Source organism: Parasediminibacterium paludis (assembly GCF_042651445.1).
GTDB lineage: Bacteria > Bacteroidota > Bacteroidia > Chitinophagales > Chitinophagaceae > Parasediminibacterium > Parasediminibacterium paludis.
Genome location: NZ_JBHSDC010000027.1, coordinates 41,709 through 62,320, shown reverse-complemented (window position 1 = coordinate 62,320; position 20,612 = coordinate 41,709). Strand labels below are relative to the sequence as shown.

The following is a 20,612-nucleotide window of genomic DNA, read 5'->3' as shown; positions in this document are numbered from 1 at the left end:
GATGTTCTAGTAGACTTTTTCTATGTACAACCTTCCTTTTGTAATATGAATATCACTCTTGCCATGTTTTAGCTTGCTTTTGACAAGTACAACTAGTTTTTTTTGCAATGTTGTAATACACTTTAATTGTTTGTAATACTTTTCAAGTCTTAAAGACTTGGAAAGTATTACAAAAGAGAAATTAAGATATCTCTTTAAACGCTTTGGCAAATGCTTCCATTTCATCCATTCTACCAATGCTTAGGCGACAATAATCTTTGCCATTCATTTTCCAATAGCGCAAGCCTACACCACGTTTCATCATTTCGTCGGCAAACTTTTTACCGTCCATTTTAATAGGAAACATTACAAAATTGGTAGACGATGGAATATAGTCGTACCCCTCAGCTTTTAACACACCGTACAAATAGGCTTTAGAAGCTTGGGTATTTTTAATAATCTCACCACAATAAGGCTGTTCTTTAAATGAAGCCATGGCAGCAGCAATGGTAGGTGCAGATATGGCGCCTTCTGAAGAATATTTTCCTAAAATATCAATCATACTTTTTTGTGCAACAATATAACCAACACGCAAACCCGCAAATCCATATAGTTTCGAGAAGGTTCTTGCAACGATAATATTCTCACCCTTGATAACATTGCCTATTAGGGTAGCACCTTTTGGGTCTTCTAAATAATCAATATATGCTTCATCTATAAATATGGGTACTTTGGCTGAAACTCTTGTGCAGAAAGCTTTTAACTTGGCTGCATCTAGCACCGTACCAGTAGGGTTGTTTGGGTTTACAATATAAATGAGCGATGTTTTGCTATCAATTTTAGCTTCAATTGCATCAAGGTCATATTTATAGTCTGACGTTAAAGGTACTTCAACCACATTGGCACCAAACGCTTTCGATTTTCTTAACAAATCATCATACGTAGGGCCACAAGTTAATATTGTACCACCATTTTTACTAAAATGAATAGCCGCCGCTTGCAACAATGGCGATGAGCCTGCTGCCATTAATATTTGCTCTTCTTGTACACCTTCTACAGCCGCAACTTTTTTGCTTAACTCTTTTTCTTCTACAAATGCGTATTGGTAGCTTGTAGCTAGTGCATCTGCAATGGCCTTTTTTGCCGCAGGTGATGGCCCCCAAGGGTTTTCATTGGCAAATAATCTAGCTTTCAATTGTTGTTTTTCTGCTGAAAACTGCGTTACTATGTCTTGTTCTGACAAAGTATCGCTGTAAGGACTAGTGCCTTGTGGCACATAATAATTAGCGCTAAGCGCGTTGAAAATGCCTGGCAAAACAGATAAGCCACCTGTCAATAAAGCGCTGTTTCTAAGCCATTGTCTGCGGTTAATGTTTGTTTGCATAGTCGTTTGTTTTGAGTGTGATTTGTTTTGGTTGCTAAAAGATTTATATTGTTAAATGCAGGCTGCTTCGTGCCTAGCAGTAACGTTAGTTGATTTATGTTGGTGATTGATAGGCCAATTTTTGTTCGTTTACTCTTGCATGAATATTGGCCACAGTACTACGTGCTGATAAAAAAGCGCCTGCCATCCAGGCATTCCAATAGGTTACATGTTCACCAGCAAAATACACATTGCCATCAGGTTTTAGCAAAGCTTGGTACACCGATTTTCGTTCTGCATCTGTATATACAGCCCAGCCGCCTTGGTTATATTTTGTGTTATGCCATGCAATAGAAAAAGACTGCTCAAATTCTTTGCTGTATTGCGGATGTATCAAGCTGCCCTTTTGTAAAGCCAATTGCTCTCGTTCGTTAAAACCCAATGCACCTGTGCGTTTGGCTTTATCGTTAAAATTATAATAACCTATCAGCACGCCTTTTTTGCCTAAATAATCATTGTTTGGGTAAAATATTTGGGTTAACTCGTTATTGGTATGTGTAATGCCTCCATAAATACCTTCATCTTCTTCCCAAAAACGCCTTTTGAATTGTAAGCCTATTTTGCAAGTATTGATGTACTGAATAAAATCTATAGCCCTACTTACATCGCTAGAAAAGTTGTGATTAATATTGCTTAATACTGGTAAAGGAATTGTACAAATACACAAATCGCCTTGTATTTGTTGCGCCCCTTGCTTGGTATTGTAATTAATAGTAACGCCATTAGTGGTGTTTTTAATATCGGTTACTTCTGCACCAAACTGTATTGGGGATTTAAGTTTTGCCTGAAAAGCGGTAGCTATTTTGTCCATACCACCCACGGCTTGAAACATGGTCATTTGCAGCTCGTAAGTGTAGTAGTTAACGTTGTAAAAATCAGGATCCATCAAGCCAGATGCAATGATATCTTGCAGTTTGTAAGCCTCGGCAATAACGCCTTCTTGGTTGGCAGCAGCAGGTTCTTGTATATAGCCACGGCGAGAAGATGCCTTGTATAGTTTATCAATGTCTAAACCACCTTCTGCGCGTAAAAATTCAATAATTTTTTGGGTATCTTCTTTAGTTAATGCAGCATCAAGCTGGCTTTTATCCATTGCTTTTGCTAGTAATTCGCTGGTGTAACCGCGCACATCATTTTGTATCTCTTTGATGCGTATTTTTTTATTTGATAATGGGCCTTTGCCCTCGGCAAAATAATAAGCCGCCTCATTCACATTGTTATAAGTTTCTAAAGGCACCCCCAATTCTTTACAATATTCTAAAGTGATGTGATGGTGGTGGGCAATGCGACTAGGGCCAGCATTAAAATATAAGCCTTTATCAAAGTTTGCAGTTTGCACTGGTTGATGTAATTCTTGATTGTTAGTACCTTGCCTTATACTAAAACATCTGCCACCTACTCTATGTCTGGCTTCGAGTAATACGCATTCGTAACCTAATTTTTCTAGTTCGTAAGCGGCACTCATGCCCGCAAGTCCAGCGCCTAAAATGATAATTTTTTTGCCTTTGCCACTACCTTGCAAGTTAAAGGCATTAGCTGGTGCTGCTTTTAACATGCCAAGCGCCAGCATGGCTGGGTAAGCGCCACCTGCTAGCATACCTGTGGATGATAGAAATTGTCTTCTAGTAAGTTCTGTCCGTTTGATACAACTTTGTTTTAGTCCGCCTCAAGATAATAAATTATTACAAACAATTTATTATTACACTAAACAAAATCTATAAATTTTTGAAGAATGGTGATAAAATATGGTATTCGATCCGCCGTTATATGCTTTTTTATAAAAAAGCTACCCTTTTGAAGCAGCTTTTACTAAAAACAAATACATGTAAATAATTTTTATCGTTTTCTTTTTACGGCCAAAGGTCTTAAATAATTTACACCAATTAAACTTTTGGTTTGTAAACCAGGTGCATTGCCATTAGGGCCGAAAATGCGCACATTATCATCATAAATTAAATCTAAACTATAGGTAGCACTAAAATTTCTATTAATTTTAATGGAAAACTGATTGGTCATAAATAGATTAATATTCCATGGGTTGTTTCTATAATTAGAGAATAAATCAACCCTGCCTTTATAGGTTACATTTTTTGCAATGTTATTATTATAGTTAACCGTCACAAAAGCACCCAATTCGTTTAATACATGCTTGCCGCTATCTAAGCCATACACCCCTTTTGCGGCTAGTTTATTACTAGCCACAATAACAGTACGAGATGTTAATGGTGATAAAAACACGGATAATTTATCAGAGGGTTTATAATCAAAACCCACCGAAAGCACCAAATAAGCTGGCGATAAAACTGTAGAAGTTAAAGTAGCAGTAGAACCGCTAAAAGAATAACCATCAAAAAATTGTGAACGAAAGTTGAACAAACTAGATAAATACCATTTGCCAGTGGTATCCATTTTATAGCCATACTTGCTCAAAAAATCTATTCTATCATCGTTTTTTCTGCCGCCAATGCTCGTACTTTGAACATAACCAAGATTAACATCTAAATTGTTATCCCAACTAATCCTTTCTTTCTTGTAGTAGAAAAAATAATTAAAATAACCGCCAACGGCCAGTGTAAAATTATCGCCACCAGCAGCCCAATTACTTAAAGAAGCTTGCGACAAATTGAAACTTAATAAGCCGCCTTGTTTCCATTTCCAAGTGCTCGTATCTGCTTCTTTTTTTATCGTTCTAGAGGTTTCACTGCGCAATTTGTTTACCACTATATCTTGTGCGATCACTGAAGAGGCACCTAAAACAATTAAAATAGACAATACTAAATGCTTCATGTAAGCTTGCTTTGCGGCGAAAATAAGCGTTGAACAAATGTCGCCCAAGCGCTGTGTAGAAAAGTTAGTCTATGGATTTTGTTAAATTTTTTAGAATCAGACATGGCTTGTCTTAAACAATATAATTCAGTATACTTTTTAAATAAGTATTTAACAAACTTTCGCTGCCAAACTGACACAAGTTTCTCTTATTTTTGCAGACAAAATTTTCTTGACTAATGGAAATGTTAGCGTTGCAAAACAAAGTGCATGATGAGACAAAGCAAGGTGAAGCGTTTGCGCCGTTTGAATTGGAACCGAATATCTTTAGAAAGCACTTTTATATTGAAAGTTATGGCTGTGCGATGAATTTTAGCGACAGCGAAATTGTGGCTTCTATATTAAATAACGAAGGCTTTGGTGCTACCAAAAACTTAGAAGAAGCCGATTTGATTTTTGTAAATACATGCTCCATTCGTGAGAAAGCTGAAGCCACCATTCGGAAGCGTTTAACTGAATTTAGGAAGCTAAAAGAAGCCAGAAAAGGTGTGTTGGTAGGTGTTTTAGGTTGCATGGCAGAACGATTAAAAGCCAAATTATTGGAAGAAGAAAAATTAGTAGATATAGTAATTGGCCCTGATGCGTATAGAAGTTTACCTAGTCTAATAGAAGAAGCAGAAGGCGGTCAAAAATCTGTGAATGTGTTGCTAAGCAGAGATGAAACTTATGCCGATATCTCACCTATTCGTTTAGATAGCAATGGCGTGAGCGCATTTGTATCTATTATGCGTGGCTGCAATAATATGTGTAGCTTTTGCGTAGTGCCTTTTACACGAGGTAGAGAACGTAGCAGAGATGCGGTTTCTATTGTAGCTGAGGCAACGGATTTGTTTAAAAAAGGATATAAAGAAGTGACGCTATTAGGGCAAAATGTAGATAGTTACTATTGGTTTAATGAGCAAAAGGATAAAGCTGTAACATTTGCCGAATTACTAGAAATGGTAGCGTTGATTCATCCAAATTTACGTGTGCGATTTAGTACGTCTCATCCTAAAGATATTACAGACGATGTATTGTTTACTATGGCCAAATATGAAAATATTTGTAACTATATTCATTTGCCCATACAAAGCGGTAACTCTCGCATTTTACAACTCATGAATAGAACCTATTCAAGAGAATGGTACTTAGCAAAAGTGGATCGAATCAGAGAAATATTGCCAGATTGTGGCATTACCACCGATATTATTACAGGTTTTTGTACAGAAACAGAAGAGGATCATCAAGACACGTTAACCGCCATGGCTTATAGTAAATACGATATGGCTTATATGTATTTTTACAGTGAAAGGCCAGGTACATTGGCAGAGAGGCGCTTTGATGATGATGTACCACTAGACGTAAAGAAAAGACGCTTACAAGAAATTGTTGATATGCAAGGTGCTTTATCTACGCAAAGTAACTTGAACGATATTGGCAAGACCTTTAAAGTATTAATAGAAGGCAATAGCAAAAAAAGCGACACAGATTGGAGTGGCAGAACAGAACAAAACAAGTCAATTGTGTTTCCCAAAGGTAATTATCAATTGCAAAAAGGTGACTATGTACACGTAAAAGTAAACGAATGTACAAGGGCTACTTTGTTGGGTGAGATTGTAAAATAGAGATTGACAACTAGGTAAAAAGATTAAGAATGGATTTACAAAGCATTAAAAATAGATTTGGCATAATAGGTAACGCACCCGCACTTAATTTTGCGTTAAATACAGCCGTACAAGTATCATTAACCGATTTAACAGTATTGGTAGTGGGTGAAAGTGGTGTAGGTAAAGAGGTGATTTCACAAATTATCCATGCCACTTCTGCCAGAAAACACAATCCTTTTATTGCGCTAAACTGCGGCGCCATTCCAGAAGGTACCATCGATAGTGAATTATTTGGCCACGAAAAAGGTGCGTTTACGGGCGCTGTTGATAGTCGTAAAGGGTACTTCGAAACTGTAAATGGCGGTACGATATTTTTAGATGAAATTGGTGAAATGCCTTTGGGTACCCAAGCACGTTTGCTACGTGTATTAGAAACTGGTGAATTTATTCGTGTAGGCTCATCTAAAGTACAAAAAACGGATGTACGTGTTATTGCAGCTACGAATAGAGAACTACTCGAGTTTGCCGAAAAAGGGCGTTTTAGACAAGATTTGTATTATCGGTTAAGCACCGTTCCTATTCGTGTACCAGCTTTGCGCGATAGAAAAGAAGATATTTTATTGTTGTTTAGAAAGTTTGTGGTCGACTTTGCAGAGCGATACAAAACCACACCTGTTCAGCTAGATGAAGAGGCTAGAAATTTGTTAATTAACTACCCTTTTCCGGGTAATGTGCGTGAATTAAAGAACCTTGCAGAACAGATTTCTGTATTGAGCAATTCGCAAACATTAAATGCTAATCAATTACGTAAATTTTTACCCGAAAAAGTGGTAAATAGAATGCCAATGCTAGCGAGCGATGCAGCACCGCAAGGCGAATTTGCCAATGAAAGAGAACTGTTGTATAAATTATTCTTCGATATGAAGAAGGATGTAACAGAGTTAAAGAAAATGTTCTTAGAAATATTACAAAATCCTTCATTAGCAGGGACTGCGGCTAATTTTACCAAAGAAAGTTTGATGAGCGATTTTCATAACAACGGAAATGCGATGGATTTGCAACCGATGTTGCCGACACCTAACTATCAGCCAACGCAGCCCATTGCTAATGCCTATCAACCAAATAATACTCAAGCGGTATTAATTAATGAAGACGATATTCATCACCATGAAGAAGTAGAAGAAACATTGAACATTATGGTGATTGAAAAAGAACTGATTATTAAAGCTTTAAAAAAGCATAAAGGCAAACGTAAAGATGCAGCAGCAGATTTAGGTATTAGTGAAAGAACATTATATAGAAAGTTGAAGGAATACGATATTGATGATCTTTAAGAAAATTAAAAAATAATCATTAACAATGAAAAATTTGAAGAAACACAATCCTTACACACTATCTACGTATTTCCTTCTATCATTATTAATTATTAATTTTTCATTATTAATTAGTAGCTGTGGCGTGTACAAGTTTAATGATGCGTCAATTGATTATAGCAAATACAAAACCATTAAGATAAATTTTATTGAAAATAGAGCGCCAATTATTAATACGCAGCTTGCACCTAAGTTAAATGACAAACTTCAGCAAAAAATTGTCAGTCAAACCAGATTGACCAGAACGAGTGACGACAATGCGCATTACCAACTAAGTGGATTTATATCTACTTATAATGTTACTACAGCGGCTATTTCATCTACGCAAGCTGCAACTAACCGACTAACAGTAGGTGTACATATGGTTGTGAAAGATATTCTAGAAAATAAAACGGATGAATTTGATGTAAGTCGTAACTTCGATTTTTCAGCCAATTTATCCATTGACCAAGCCTATGTTCAGTTGCAGGATGAAATTATTCGCAATTTAACAGATGAAATTTTTAACCATATTTTTTCTAATTGGTAATCTATTAGTATTTTCATCGCCGATGGCAATAGAACAAGTATTATACAACCTCTCAGGAAATAACCACCTATCATCTGTAGGTATAGACGATTTGCAGAAAATCGCCAACGAATTTCCCTATTTTGCACCTGCTCAATTTTTATTAGCCTTAAAACAAAAAGAACAAAGCAGCTACAGTTTTAATGGACAGTTACAAAAAGCAGCTTTGCACTTTAGTAATCCTTTATGGTTGCAATACCAATTACATAATGGGACGATTGCAGAACCCATATTGGAAAAAGTTGTCTTAAATGGACATCCGAAACAACCTGTGGTTGTACAACCAACTGTCCAAGCAGTAGTTGAAAAGCCTATTTTACAACCTACCACATATGCCTCTATACCAGTTGTTGAAAATGCTACCGCACTACCAGATTTAGAGCCTAAGGTACAAGAAGTTACACCATTAGTTGAAGCTACTGAAAAGGAAATACCTACAATTCCTGAGATTGGAACTGACGAAACTGATGTGAAAACTGTAGGAAAAGAGGCTATTGACGAATTACCCGTAGCATCTTTTGCTTCACATGTTGCTGAAGAAGTTCATCAAAGTGGCGTTGTAGATTATACTTCTTTTGCGTTATCGAATTCTTTGAGAGATACCGCGCCTCTTGTAAAAACAGAAGCACCAGTTTCGATTGAAACTCCTCATACGCCATCAACGGATAAAATCCTTACCAATAGCTTTGATAATAATGCCAATAGCTTCTCAATTCCTACTTTAGAAGCAGTAAAGCGATTATTAGATGTTAATGCGCCAGCCACAACCTCAACGGAGCCTCCTACTCAAGTTGAAGCACCAAAAACAAATATAGCAACGATACCAAATTATAGTTTTAATGGTTTTGCAGATACTACCAAAGAAATTACACCTAACGCGGTTACCTTAAGTGAGGCATTTGCTGAAGAAGAAGTGGACGGAGTAGATGAACATGATAAACATCCTACTAATAATATCGCATCGGTATTATCTAACCAGATTGCAGATTTTAAAAAGCCTATTACTGAAGATGCGAAGCTTGAGTTTGAGGCAGAACCATTGTTTAAAGTAGATTATTTTGCATCACAGGGCATCAAGATAGATCTAACTAAGCAGCCACAAGATAAACTTACAGTACAATTAAGACGCTTTACCGATTGGTTGAGACAAATTAAAGGACAAGGTCCAAACCCTCCACAAGACCTTGGCACTGACCCAGAATTGGAAAAAGCCATTGCAAATATTGCCAAAACGTCTATCGCTGCAAGAGAAATAGTTACGGAAACAATGGCTGATGTGTTTATCAAACAAGGCAAGGTTGACAAGGCCATTCAGCTTTATATAAAATTAAGTTTTTTAGATCCTGAGAAATCCGCTTATTTTGCAGGCAAAATTCAACAATTAAAAGGAATATAATCATGGTGTATTTGTTTTTAGCTTTAATAGTGTTAGCCAGTGTGGCGCTTGGTGCAATTGTTTTAATACAAAACCCAAAAGGTGGCGGATTAGCAGGTAATGTTGGTGGTTTAAGTAACAACATTATGGGCGTAAAACAAACCAATGATGTGTTAGAAAAAGGAACTTGGATTTTTGCAGGTGCTATCGCAGTCTTAGCATTAACATCTACTTTGTTTTTAAAAGGCGGTGCTACTACTTCAGTAAACAATTCTTTATTAAATAAAGTAAATACCAGTGGTGCCGCACCAACTGCACCAGTTAAAAAATAATTATTGGTTTATTAACCAGAAATTTCCCCGTCTGTTTACAACAGTCGGGGTTTTTTATGTAATTTGATGCCATGAAGCGATTTCTTACATTTTTACTGTTGATAATAGTTATTATAGGTGCGATAGCTGCCTATATGGTGTTAGGTTCTGCCACAAATTTTGATGAAAAAACAAAAAGTTTTGTTGTAGAAGATGGCAAAACCGATAAAGCTAGCGTAATTGAAACACTAGAAAAAGAACACATCATTAATAATACATCAATGTTTGGCTTATTGGCTGATCAATTAGATGTTTGGCAGCGCTTAAAGTCAGGTAGATTTCAATTAAAAAATGGCGATAATCTGTTAACGCTTGCAAAAATTTTGCGCAATAATCGTCAGGCAGAAGTGAAATTGGTTATTAATAAACTGAGAACGAAAGAAGATTTTGCAAGATTAATCGCTAAGAATTTCTCAACAGATAGTCTTACTGCTATCAATTATTTTAACAACAACGATAGTTTGCGAGTCTTCGGTGTCAATGATAAAACCCTATTTACCATTATTATACCTAATACTTATTCATTCTACTATTTTACACCTTTAAGTAAGGTATTGGCAAAAATTAAAACTGCAAGCGATGCCTTTTGGGACGCAAAAGATAGAAAAATTAAGGCCACTGCCCTCGCTTTATCGCCAGCAGAAGTGTATACCCTGGCATCCATTGTAGAGGAAGAAACCAATAAAGAAGCCGATAAAGGCAATATTGCAAGTGTGTATCTCAATCGTTATAACAAGGGCATGAAGCTTGGTGCAGACCCTACCGTACGCTTTGCTATGAACGATTTTACCATTAAACGTGTGTACGAAAAATATTTGCAAATAGAATCGCCTTACAATACCTACCGCAACCTTGGTTTACCGCCAGGCCCTATTTGTACGCCAAGTGCCAGTACCATAGATGCGGTATTAAATGCGCCAAAAACTGACTATTTATTTTTTGTAGCCGATGCCGATTTAAAAGGGGGTAGCCATTTTAGTAGCAATTACGCCGAGCATTTGCAATATGCCAAGGCCTACCAACAAGCATTAACCATCTATCTTCAAAAGAAGCAGGCACAAGGGGATGAATAAAGTAAAAAGAAACCTATTGCAGTTAAGTCCTATACGATTTTTGTCTGCCAAAAGCAAGCAAGCAATATTTCCTACTACCAATTTAAGTTGGTACGAGGTAACGACCTATTTTTTAAAACAAATCAATAAATTGGGTTTAAACGAACGCGCTTCAGCGATTTCATTTAATTTAATTATGGCTTTGCCTGCGGCGATATTATTTTTATTTTCTATCATTCCTTATCTGCCACAATCGGCTGATTTACAAACCGAAGTATTGGGTTTATTTAAAGATATTACACCTAATTCTAACACCTATATTTTTATACGTAACTTACTTAATAGCTTAATGGAACGCCAAGTGGGCTTGTTTTCATTTGGTTTTGTGTTATTAATTTATTATGCCTCTAATGCCATGATTGGGGTAATTAGAACCTTCGACCGCTCTATACTTGAAAAAAAATATTTTTTGCATCGACGCTTTCGCGCTATCAAGCTTACCCTTATTCTGATTGTCTTATTATTGGCCTCGGCTACTCTGTTAATTGGGCAAGACCAATTTGCCCTCTTACTCAAAAGTCTCTTTCACCTCAAACGCAAAGCACGTTTACAATGGTGGAATGGTGTGCGGTGGTTTATTCTCGTAGGCTTTCTATTTTATGGCATTGGTTTGGTTTATAAATTTGCCCCATCGGTTAAAAAGCGTTGGCCACTACTATCGCCAGGCTCGTTTTTAGCTACCATCCTTACCTTGCTTACAACGATTATCTTATCTTATTGGGTAAATCACTATGCCCGTTTCGACAAAGTGTACGGCTCTATCGGCACCGTGTTGGTCATCATGCTATTAATCCGTTTCAATGCCCTCATTTTGCTGATTGGCTTTGAGCTAAATGTGACCATTATGTACCTCACCGCACAAAAGGAAAAGCAAACTGTAGAAATAGAGCAACGATAGCATCTAGTCCCATTATCTATTGAGATTTTTAGCCTTATAGAGTTTTTTTCGTCTCAAACTAGTACATTTCATGCGTAGTGTAACTTTTCTTTTTCCGCGTAGTTTTTACACAAGGCAAGAAATGATGAAATTCTTCAAATTATTGGCAATATTCAGACATATTTCCCTTTTATGGAACATGATAAAAGGCACTTGTTTTTTTGTGTCATTTCGAAAAACCTATATAAAAGATACATGTAGAAAAGTAACAAGGTGAGGGAAATAACTAAGCGTCACTAAAAAATGGTTAAGCAGCAAAAAAATGGTTGAGGAGCACTGAAAAATGATAGAGCGTTGCCATAAAATGGTTGGTAGGCACGCAGAAATGGCAAATCGTCAACCAAAAATGGTTGGGGGGCACAAAGAAATGGCTCAGCGGCACTTAAAAATGGTTGGGGGGCGCAAAGAAATGACCGAGAGGCACTTTGAAATGGCTGAGAGACATATAATTGTCAATAAGTGCGGCGGCAACCTCATTTGCTTGCAATGCATACCAAAAACATTTTACGCAGTTGAATCATCAGGTTAGTCAAAACAGTTATAAGCAACATTAGAAATGACTGAACTAAATCATGCTATCAAAAAGCCAAGTAGCGGCTAATATCTTTCCTTCCTGACTAAATAATACAGATGCTTCTGCCTTAGGCATTCCAACTTTCCCAACTTTTTGTACATTGCTTTCCTAAAACTAACTCCATGTCTACATTGCATCGCCGTCAATTTATTCAGCAAACAAGCTTACTTACCCTTGGTGGTCTTACTGCCGCTTCTATCCTAGCTAATTCATTTACACCACCTACTGCTACCGTAAAAGTGGGCATTATTGGTGTGGGCTATCGTGGGCAAGAACATTTAAAATTACTCTTGCAGCGCAGCGATGTAGAACTTGTGGCCATTGCCGACCCAGATTTGCAAATGCTAGCCATGGCCGATAAAATTATTGCCGCTAGCGGCAAGGCCAAACCAGTGGTTTACAGCAATGGCAATTACGATTACAAAAACCTACTCAACCGTGCCGATATTGAAGCCGTAATAATTGCCACCCCTTGGGAATGGCATATACCACAAGCTATAGACGCTGTAAACGCTGGTAAAATTCCCGGTGTAGAAGTGTGCGGCGCTATTAAACTATCTGACTGTTGGGATATTGTAAATGCGAGTGAGAAAACGGGTATACCGGTGATGATAATGGAAAATGTGTGCTACCGTAGAGATGTGATGGCGGTACTAAACATGGTGCGTAAAGGGATGTTTGGCGAGCTATTGCACCTGCAGGGTGGTTATGAACACGATTTGCGTGGTGTAAAGTTTAACGATGGCATTACGGCTTACGATTCTGGTGTAGAATACGGGGCAAAAGGCCTTAGCGAAGCCAAATGGCGCACCCAACACAGCATAGATAGAAATGGCGAACTATACCCTACGCATGGCTTGGGCCCTGTTGCTACCATGATAGATATCAACCGTGGCAATAGATTAACCAAATTATCTTCTGTAGCTACTAAGTCAAGAGGTTTGCACCGCTATATTGTAAACCACAAAAAAGGTGGGCCTAACCACCCAAATGCAGCACTAAAGTTTAAACTAGGCGATATTGTAACCACACAAATACAAACTGCAAATGGGGAAACCATTGTATTAACACACGATACTTCCTCACCACGCCCTTACAATTTAGGCTTTAGGGTGCAAGGCACCAATGGCATTTGGCAAGACAACCATGCCGGAGAATTTAAAGCGGGCTTAATTTATTTTGAAGATAAAAGCAAGCCACACACTTGGGAAAACACAGAGGCTTATATGCAAGCCAATGACCACAGATTGTGGAAGAAATACGAAGCGCAAGCAGAAGGCGCCGGCCACGGTGGTATGGACTTTTTTGTGGTGAATGCCTTTATTGAATCTATCAAAGCCAAAGCAGAATTTCCGCTAGATGTGTATGATTTAGCTACTTGGTATGCTATTACACCGCTATCAGAAAAGTCTATTGAAGAAGGCGGTAAACTTATGACCATACCAGACTTTACAAGAGGCAAATGGAAAAACCGTAAACCGATATTTTGTGTAGATGAGAATGGTAATTATTAATAGTTGCTATTAGCCAATGTTTGCTGCAAAGCAAGCAATAACTGCATTTGATTAGTTGCCCTCACCAAATTGTGGTGGGGGTATTTTATTGGGTAATACACATCGTTTTGCAAATAGTCGGTACAAAAGCGCAGTGCTTGCATATAAATTAATACTTCACCTGCAAAGAAAAAATGGGCTTTTTCAAAGTCAGTTAAATGCTGTTCCATGTGGCTATAATAACCTTCCTGTATCGCTTGTAAATAATCTTTACGAACAATAATTTTAGATAAGTCGCTTTCCTCTTCACTTACCGGGCAAACATAGGTACGCATCATATCACCTATATCGCTGATGAAATAGCCTGGCATTACAGTATCTAAATCAATCACACAAAGGGCTTTATGTGCATCATTAAACAGCACATTACTAATCTTGGTATCGTGGTGTGTTACCCGCTTTAATGCATCGGGATGCGCAATAAAAGTCTCGTATATAGTTACAATAGCTTCTTGAGATTGTAAGTCTTCTATCAATGTTTTACAAGTAGTCAATCGCTCCTCATTGGCACTATGTAGAGCTGCTTCAAACTGTTGGTAGCGCAGCGGTAAATTATGAAAATTAGGTAAGGTTTCTTGCAAGGCCGTTGCATCCATTCCATTGCAAACGGCTGTAAATGTTGCAAATGCTTTAGCGGCTTCAAAAGCTTGTTCAGGCGTATTAACGGTAGACATGGTATGTGAGCCTTCAATAAATTCAAAAGCTCTGAAGTATTGGCTATTTACTTCGTACAAGGTATTAGCATCCATGCCTGCAATTGGCGCAACGAAAAGATAGTCAGGATGAGAAGTTTTTAATTGGTGCTTTAGTAAGCGCATGTTCGCATCAATGACTAATGGCTGCTTAAATACATTCGTATTTACTTGCTGCAAGATAAACTTACCACTTGGTGTAACTACTTTGTAAGTATGGTTGATTAAGCCAGATTCAATGGGCATCATTTGATAACTGTGCCAACCATATTTGGCTGCCATTGTATCTGGTGCACTGTCTTTAATCATATGATAGAATATCTCTTAAAAATGATACACCACGCCGCCAAGAACTTGCAATCCTAACACCTCATATTGGTTCCAACGTTGGTATTTATTGTTAAAAACATTGTTAATCTGTAACCACACATTCAATTTAGGCATCACGGTAAACTCTGTACCAATATTGGCATCTATAGCAGGGCTAAGTTTGCCACTTTTTAAATTTTGCATTTGGTAATGACTGCCATCCCAAAAAAATACATCCGATTTTACCAATAAATCTTTAAACACTTTCCAACGCAAAGCACCATTAATTTCTAATGGCAACAAACCGTAGGCTTTATCGTAAGTATTTAGTTTGGTAAACTGTGTATAATTAGCTGAAGCAATAAAAGAGAATTTTTCTTGGTCGGTATAGCCAATTTCACCGTGTAATTTAATGGCTTTTAATACTGGCTCAAATACGGCTTTAAATTCTTGCGTTTTACCAGTTGTAGTATCATTTACGTATAGCGCCGCATTATCCATGTTTAAGAACGATATACGTGCATTGTAAGTGAAATGCTTACCAGCACTGCCTTTAAAGCCAGCATATTGCTCGGTTACTTTGGTATTTAATAAACTCGTTGGTTGTATAATGTAGGGATTAATACCAGCTAATGATTGGTAGGTATTTTTATTGACATAACCGCGCCAGCCTGCCTGTACCACGAATTTTTCTTCATTAATTTTTGCCTCGGCGGTAACATTTGGCAACAACCAAAAGCTTTGGTTATCCCATGTTGGTTGAATACCCGCATTCAATTTAATATTGGGGGTTTTAAACTGAATGGTAGGGTTTACATAAAATAAATTGTTATTAACTGTTGCCGCGTTAGGCACCAATTGGCGCTTAAATGAGCTAATATCAGCGGTGGCAGCTACGTCTAAAGCTAAGAATCTACCAAAAGATTTATTGATGGGTAACTTGGCAAGCAAACTAATTTCATTGCCATTATGGTTATCAAAAAAGGTACTGGCTTTAATTTGTGGGTGGTAAGTAACACCAAAACTATTTGGTAATTTATTTTGCAAACCAAGCTCTAAACCTACGTTATTAAACGCTTGGCGCAAATCATCTTTTGTAAATACCGAGGTACTAGGTTGATAACCATACCGATACTGAACACTATTATCCCAAAAAGCTTTAGCCGAAATTTCATTGTTGTTTTTAGTAGTAATACTGCCAAGAAAATCGACACCGGTTTTACTAAAATCTTGGAAAGTCAATCTACCTGTGGAAGAAGTGTGCTTGCCATGTAAACTAAACATCGTTTGTTTACCATCGCCAAAAGCAATGCCTGCTTCGGCGTAAGGGCTAGCAAAATTGCCAAAGCCTACCTTTACGTAGGCATCATTGTGCCAATAGATAGATGTATCTACAAATAAGGCAACAGGCTTTATTGCAACAGGCTGGTAACTAAAAAATAAATTGGAAGACGGAATATTATAACTCAACGGTAATTTGTTGGTATCGATAATCGGCGTAGCTGCCGTAAAATTTATTTTAGCAGCATTGCGTAAGGATGGCTTGAAAGAAGATGTAATTGTTACTTCTTTAGGGGCTGTCGTATCGCTAGCGTTTGTAATGGGTTTAAAGTTAATGGCAGCGGGTTGCTCGTTGCTTACTTTAGATGTTGCCTTTTTAGTTGAAGCGCTTTTAAGTTTAGCTGTTGACGATGTGCGATTGACCGTTGTAGATTTTGTTTTCTTTTTTTTGTTTTGTGCAGCTACAGTGCCATACGTTAATGTAAAAGCAACTATTAGCAACAATATATTTCTTATGTTATTCATGTGGTGATAAGTTTATTGAGGGTTAGCTACTTTATTCGTTTTATCTTTTTCAGCAATTACTTGGGCCAATTTATTACTTGCTTCATCTTTCAATTCAGCCACATTCGCATTTTCTGAAACGCTTTTGAACGTTGCTTCAGCGTTAAACAAATCATTGGTTTTAAAATAAATATCGCCAAGTAACAAGTAGCTTTTTGTAACCCAATATTCATAGGAACCTACTTTCTTAATCACATCAAATGCGGCCTTCTCAGCTTCAGAATATTTAGCTTGCAAAAACAAAAGCTCTGCAAGGCGATATTGCGCTTCAGCACTGTATTCACTTTTGCCTAAAGCAACCACTGCTTTATAGGCGTTGGTGGCTTGATCTATCTGATTGTCTGCTTGTGCATTTTTGGCAACTATTAAATTGGCCATCATTTTATCATCGGTAGCTGCGCCTTTTTCCTGCAAAATATCTTGTGCATTAGCTAGAGCTTCTTTATACTGTTGCGAGCGATATTGACAACGCAACAAGCCGCGCATGGCTTCTATCCTATTTTCTTGCTGTGTGGCCAATGTTTTTAGCTGCGCAAAAAACGTTTGTGCCTTGGCATAATCTTTTAGATCGAAGTAATAAATTCTGGCACTTTGTAAACTCGCCCGCTCAGCATATCTATTAGGTGCTTTTGCTGCAACTGCGTTGTAATAAGGCAAGGCAGCATTAAAATCTTTGTTGCTAATATTAATTTCAGCAAGAAAATAATTGCTCTCAATTGTATTATTCCCTTCAGGATATCTTGCTAAATAATCGATAAAACCAATTTTAGCAGAAGGAAAATCTTTTGCTTCGTATCGTAAGTAAGCGGAGCGATAGGTTAAACTATCGGCTTCATTAGTAGTAATGTTTTTGCCATTGCTTTGCATGAAATTGACAAAGTCTCCAGGCTTCTGATTTTCAATAAAAATATTGCGGATATATTCAATCGCTTCATCACTTTCAGGCGCATTTGGATATTGCTTTACCAATGTGGTGAAATTACTTAGTGCTTCATCGTTTTTATTAGTATTAAAATAAGCAACGCCAGTTTTTAAATAAGCGGTAGGCCACAATGCTGTTGCTTTTGTATCTTTTAAAACCGTTTGTAATGGCGCTAATGCTTCATTAAATTTTTCATCCGCTAAATAACTGTTGGCAACTTCTAAGCTTGCATCTGCCAATAAATTTGAGTTGGGATAACGTTGAATGAGTTGCTGCATCAACGCTATTTTATCAGCGTTTTTATTGGAAGCGCCGGCAATTACTGCTTTTTGAAACAAGGCATAGTCTGCACTTTTCCAATTTTGGCTCAAAGCATCTTCATATACTTTAATTGCTTGCTTGTATTGCTTATTCATAAAGTAACAATCACCAGTGCGTATATAAGCATCTTGTTCTATTGGCGCTGAAGTAGCTGCTGCATAACCAGCCACTTGCTGAAAATAATTGATCGCTACACTATAATCACCACGTTTTAAAAAGCAATAGCCCAAATTGTATCTCGCATTGGTAATATTCACTTCCCCACTGGTTCTAGGCGCTTTTAAATACGTAGTTAAATAGCCAATAGCATCATCTAAATTACCAGTTCTGTAAGCAATTTCACCCTTCCAAAAGTTGGTATAAGGCAATTGCTCGTTATTGTAAGGCAACGTTAAAATCCGATTGAACAAAGCATCAGCTTTCTCTATTTGCTGATCATTAATCAGTTCTACAGCTCTGCCGTACAATATTCTTGGGTAAATCTTTTTTACATTGTCGCTTTGCGAAGGCAAGCTCTCAAAAAGCGCTAACGCTTCTTTGAAATTACTCGTGTTCGATAAGACTGCTATCAATAATTCTCTAGCTTCTTGGGTGTTTTTTGTATTAGGATAATCTTTTAAATATTGCTGTAAATCTTTTAAAGCGATATCGGTATAACCTAACTCGTAAGATAATTTTGCATAACTAAAACTGGAAATTTCTTTTTGAGTCGGATTACTATTATTGCTAGCGCAGAATAAGAAAGCATTGCGTGCATTCAGCTTTTGATCTGTTTTTAAATACGCATCAGCCAATAAATACATGCTGTTTTGCGCCAAAGAATCTTCCTTACCACCTAACTGTTTAAAGCCTTCAATACTTTTTTTCCAAGTACCTGCTTCATAATAGCAATAGCTGAGCTCATACAAATCTTCTCGACTAACTTTTTCCGTTTTATTTACATAAGTTTCTAAGTAAGGTTGCGCTTTGGCAAATTGTCTTTTATCAAAATACAAATGGCCAACTAACTGCTTTAATTGAAGCTCATAAAACTGGCCACCTTTATTTAAAGCGGTTTCACTATAACTTATGGCTTTATCTCTTTGATTATTAAAGTAGTAAATTTCTGCTATATAAAAAGGCACTACGTTTACATAATTGGCATTGCTTTCTGCTACTGTAAATGCAGCTAAAGCGTCGCTATAGTTTTTATCGTAAAAGGATATAAAACCATAATAATAATTTGCATCAATATAGTTAGGATCACTTGGTATTTGTCTAATCGTATTAAACAAAGGTTTTGCCTCGTTGAACTGCTTTAAGGTGAATAATGCATAAGCTTTGTGAAACTTCATGGCAGCTACATCGCTATTGCTTAAATTATCAATACCAGCTTTGGTATAGTAGGTTAATGCATCGGTATAATTACCTTGTCTGTATAAATATTCGCCCAGCTCAAAACTCATCATTTGCGTACGGGGTTCATGGTGTTCAAGCGCAATAAACTCAGAGGCTTTGGGCGCAGCAGAAGCATCGTTTAAGCGCAAACCACAAGTGATATAATAAAATTTTGTTTCTAGATTAACAGTAGTGCTATAGTTACTATTAGCAACGCCGTTGTTATACAAGTTTTTAAAGATTGGATAGGCTAAACTGTATTGTTCTTTAAGATAATACTCTTTCGCTAATTTAAAATGGGCATCAACATCGTTGTTTACCATGGTGTATTGTGCTTGCGCCGAAAATAGTAGCGTGCTTAGCAAAAAGGTTATCAATATTGTAATCCTACGCATATGAAGTATTGATGGGTTTAAACAAAGATTCGTTTTTCAATCTTAACAAAATGTAAAATACGCCTTAAAGGTAAATTGAAGCAGAAGGAACAAACATCGTTCCATCATTTTGTGCATAAACAACAAATGCCAATAACTTTACCAACAAAAAATAAGCAACATGTACGAAAGCAACACACAAATACGCGTTAGATATGCAGAAACAGACCAGATGAATGTGGTATATCATGGAAATTATGCCCAATATTTTGAAGTAGGCCGTGCAGAAGCCATACGTAATCTAGGCTTTACGTATAAAGATTTAGAAGCAATGGGTATCATCATGCCTATTGTTGAGTTGACTTGTAAATTTTTGCGCCCTGCGCATTATGATGATTTACTAACCATTAAAACCATGTTAAAAGAATTACCACAAGAACATAGAATAGAATTTCACCAAGAAGTATATAACCAACAGGAGAAGTTACTCACTATTGGCAAAGTGGTATTGTACTTTATAGATGCGGTAACTAAAGAGAAAGCCACCATGCCTAAAGAATGGCATGATGCTGTGGCGCCTTATTTCAAATAAGCAAAGCCCTTGTAATAATTAAATTACAAGGGCTTTTTCTTATTCTGCATTATTTTACTACACTCTATGATAATCAGCTTTCCAATCTACAATGGCTTCTTTAATAGCTTTTTGAGTTAAATTTTCTTCAGCGGCTTTATTAGCTAGTGCTATAAATTCAGCATCAGATGCAAATCGTAAAGCGATGATTTGACCAATACGCAAACGACTATCTAGTAGTTTACCTGTTAACGCAAAATGGCGTAAATTTTCTTCTGCACGAATCGCTCTGTCTTGCGCTTTAAGCGCAAATACTCTTGCAAACCAAAAGATAAAAACCAAGATAAGGGCTACTAATACAAGTAATGAGGCTGAATACAAATTCTCTTTTGCAGAATGGCAGAGGTTTATTATTGCACCGATTAATAAAGCCAAAATGGCTAAAGCGGTAATGCCATGCCAACCAAGTAATAAACGTGCATGATTTTTAAAGTTTTGAGATGTCATAAGTAATCATTTATAAT

16 protein-coding genes are annotated in these 20,612 nt (G+C 37.1%); 9 read left to right on the top strand and 7 right to left on the bottom strand.

Features of this window, described 5'->3' with window-relative positions; all coding sequences use genetic code 11:
• Positions 1–181: 181 nt before the first annotated feature.
• From ACFOW1_RS12800 to ACFOW1_RS12790, 3 genes are all read right to left on the bottom strand, one after another.
• Complete coding sequence (locus ACFOW1_RS12800) at positions 182–1,363, bottom strand: pyridoxal phosphate-dependent aminotransferase (protein ID WP_379014759.1); 1,182 nt, start codon at positions 1,361–1,363, stop codon at positions 182–184.
• Positions 1,364–1,457: 94 nt separating this feature from the next.
• A complete protein-coding gene (locus tag ACFOW1_RS12795; protein WP_379014757.1) occupies positions 1,458–2,999 on the bottom strand; it encodes a flavin monoamine oxidase family protein in 1,542 nt (513 codons plus the stop codon).
• A 239-nt stretch (positions 3,000–3,238) separates the two neighbouring features.
• Positions 3,239–4,189 carry a DUF3078 domain-containing protein gene (locus tag ACFOW1_RS12790; protein ID WP_379014756.1) on the bottom strand — a complete coding sequence of 317 codons (951 nt, stop codon included), beginning with the start codon at positions 4,187–4,189 and terminating at the stop codon, positions 3,239–3,241.
• A 218-nt stretch (positions 4,190–4,407) separates the two neighbouring features.
• On the opposite strand from ACFOW1_RS12790, the gene miaB reads away from it, so the two are divergent.
• The 8 genes from miaB to ACFOW1_RS12750 all read left to right on the top strand — a co-directional run bounded on the left by miaB (position 4,408) and on the right by ACFOW1_RS12750 (position 13,638).
• On the top strand, positions 4,408–5,832 hold the full coding sequence (gene miaB / locus ACFOW1_RS12785; RefSeq protein ID WP_379014755.1) for a tRNA (N6-isopentenyl adenosine(37)-C2)-methylthiotransferase MiaB: 1,425 nt from the start codon (positions 4,408–4,410) through the stop codon (positions 5,830–5,832).
• A gap of 29 nt (positions 5,833–5,861) precedes the next feature.
• The gene (locus tag ACFOW1_RS12780; RefSeq protein ID WP_379014753.1) at positions 5,862–7,148 is read left to right on the top strand and encodes a sigma-54 interaction domain-containing protein; all 1,287 of its coding nucleotides are present in this window, start codon (positions 5,862–5,864) and stop codon (positions 7,146–7,148) included.
• A 25-nt stretch (positions 7,149–7,173) separates the two neighbouring features.
• The gene (gene lptE, locus ACFOW1_RS12775) at positions 7,174–7,716 is read left to right on the top strand and encodes an LPS assembly lipoprotein LptE (RefSeq protein WP_379014752.1); all 543 of its coding nucleotides are present in this window, start codon (positions 7,174–7,176) and stop codon (positions 7,714–7,716) included.
• Between the two features lie 22 nt (positions 7,717–7,738).
• Positions 7,739–9,151, top strand: a complete 1,413-nt coding sequence (locus ACFOW1_RS12770; protein ID WP_379014751.1) for a hypothetical protein — start codon at positions 7,739–7,741, stop codon at positions 9,149–9,151.
• A 2-nt stretch (positions 9,152–9,153) separates the two neighbouring features.
• On the top strand, positions 9,154–9,462 hold the full coding sequence (gene secG, locus ACFOW1_RS12765) for a preprotein translocase subunit SecG (RefSeq protein ID WP_379014749.1): 309 nt from the start codon (positions 9,154–9,156) through the stop codon (positions 9,460–9,462).
• 71 nt (positions 9,463–9,533) lie between these two features.
• Positions 9,534–10,574 (top strand): endolytic transglycosylase MltG, encoded by a 1,041-nt coding sequence (gene mltG / locus ACFOW1_RS12760; RefSeq protein ID WP_379014748.1) that lies wholly within the window; start codon positions 9,534–9,536, stop codon positions 10,572–10,574.
• Positions 10,567–11,511 carry a YihY/virulence factor BrkB family protein gene (locus ACFOW1_RS12755; RefSeq protein WP_379014746.1) on the top strand — a complete coding sequence of 315 codons (945 nt, stop codon included), beginning with the start codon at positions 10,567–10,569 and terminating at the stop codon, positions 11,509–11,511. Before mltG ends, ACFOW1_RS12755 begins: the two co-directional genes overlap by 8 nt.
• A 735-nt stretch (positions 11,512–12,246) precedes the next feature.
• Positions 12,247–13,638 carry a Gfo/Idh/MocA family protein gene (locus ACFOW1_RS12750; protein WP_379014745.1) on the top strand — a complete coding sequence of 464 codons (1,392 nt, stop codon included), beginning with the start codon at positions 12,247–12,249 and terminating at the stop codon, positions 13,636–13,638.
• Here the strand turns inward: ACFOW1_RS12750 and ACFOW1_RS12745 are convergent.
• The 3 genes from ACFOW1_RS12745 to ACFOW1_RS12735 are packed head-to-tail and all read right to left on the bottom strand — an operon-like array spanning position 13,635 to position 19,538.
• Positions 13,635–14,678 (bottom strand): phosphotransferase enzyme family protein, encoded by a 1,044-nt coding sequence (locus ACFOW1_RS12745; protein WP_379014743.1) that lies wholly within the window; start codon positions 14,676–14,678, stop codon positions 13,635–13,637. The genes ACFOW1_RS12750 and ACFOW1_RS12745 overlap by 4 nt on opposite strands.
• Positions 14,679–14,693: 15 nt before the next feature.
• On the bottom strand, positions 14,694–16,484 hold the full coding sequence (locus ACFOW1_RS12740; RefSeq protein WP_379014742.1) for a hypothetical protein: 1,791 nt from the start codon (positions 16,482–16,484) through the stop codon (positions 14,694–14,696).
• Between the two features lie 12 nt (positions 16,485–16,496).
• On the bottom strand, positions 16,497–19,538 hold the full coding sequence (locus ACFOW1_RS12735; protein WP_379014740.1) for a tetratricopeptide repeat protein: 3,042 nt from the start codon (positions 19,536–19,538) through the stop codon (positions 16,497–16,499).
• 160 nt (positions 19,539–19,698) lie between these two features.
• On the opposite strand from ACFOW1_RS12735, the gene ACFOW1_RS12730 reads away from it, so the two are divergent.
• Positions 19,699–20,109: an acyl-CoA thioesterase gene (locus tag ACFOW1_RS12730; RefSeq protein WP_379014739.1), complete on the top strand. Its 411-nt coding sequence runs from the start codon at positions 19,699–19,701 to the stop codon at positions 20,107–20,109.
• A gap of 57 nt (positions 20,110–20,166) precedes the next feature.
• Here the strand turns inward: ACFOW1_RS12730 and ACFOW1_RS12725 are convergent, their stop codons facing one another.
• On the bottom strand, positions 20,167–20,595 hold the full coding sequence (locus ACFOW1_RS12725) for a DUF6526 family protein (RefSeq protein ID WP_379014738.1): 429 nt from the start codon (positions 20,593–20,595) through the stop codon (positions 20,167–20,169).
• Positions 20,596–20,612 lie beyond the last annotated feature (17 nt).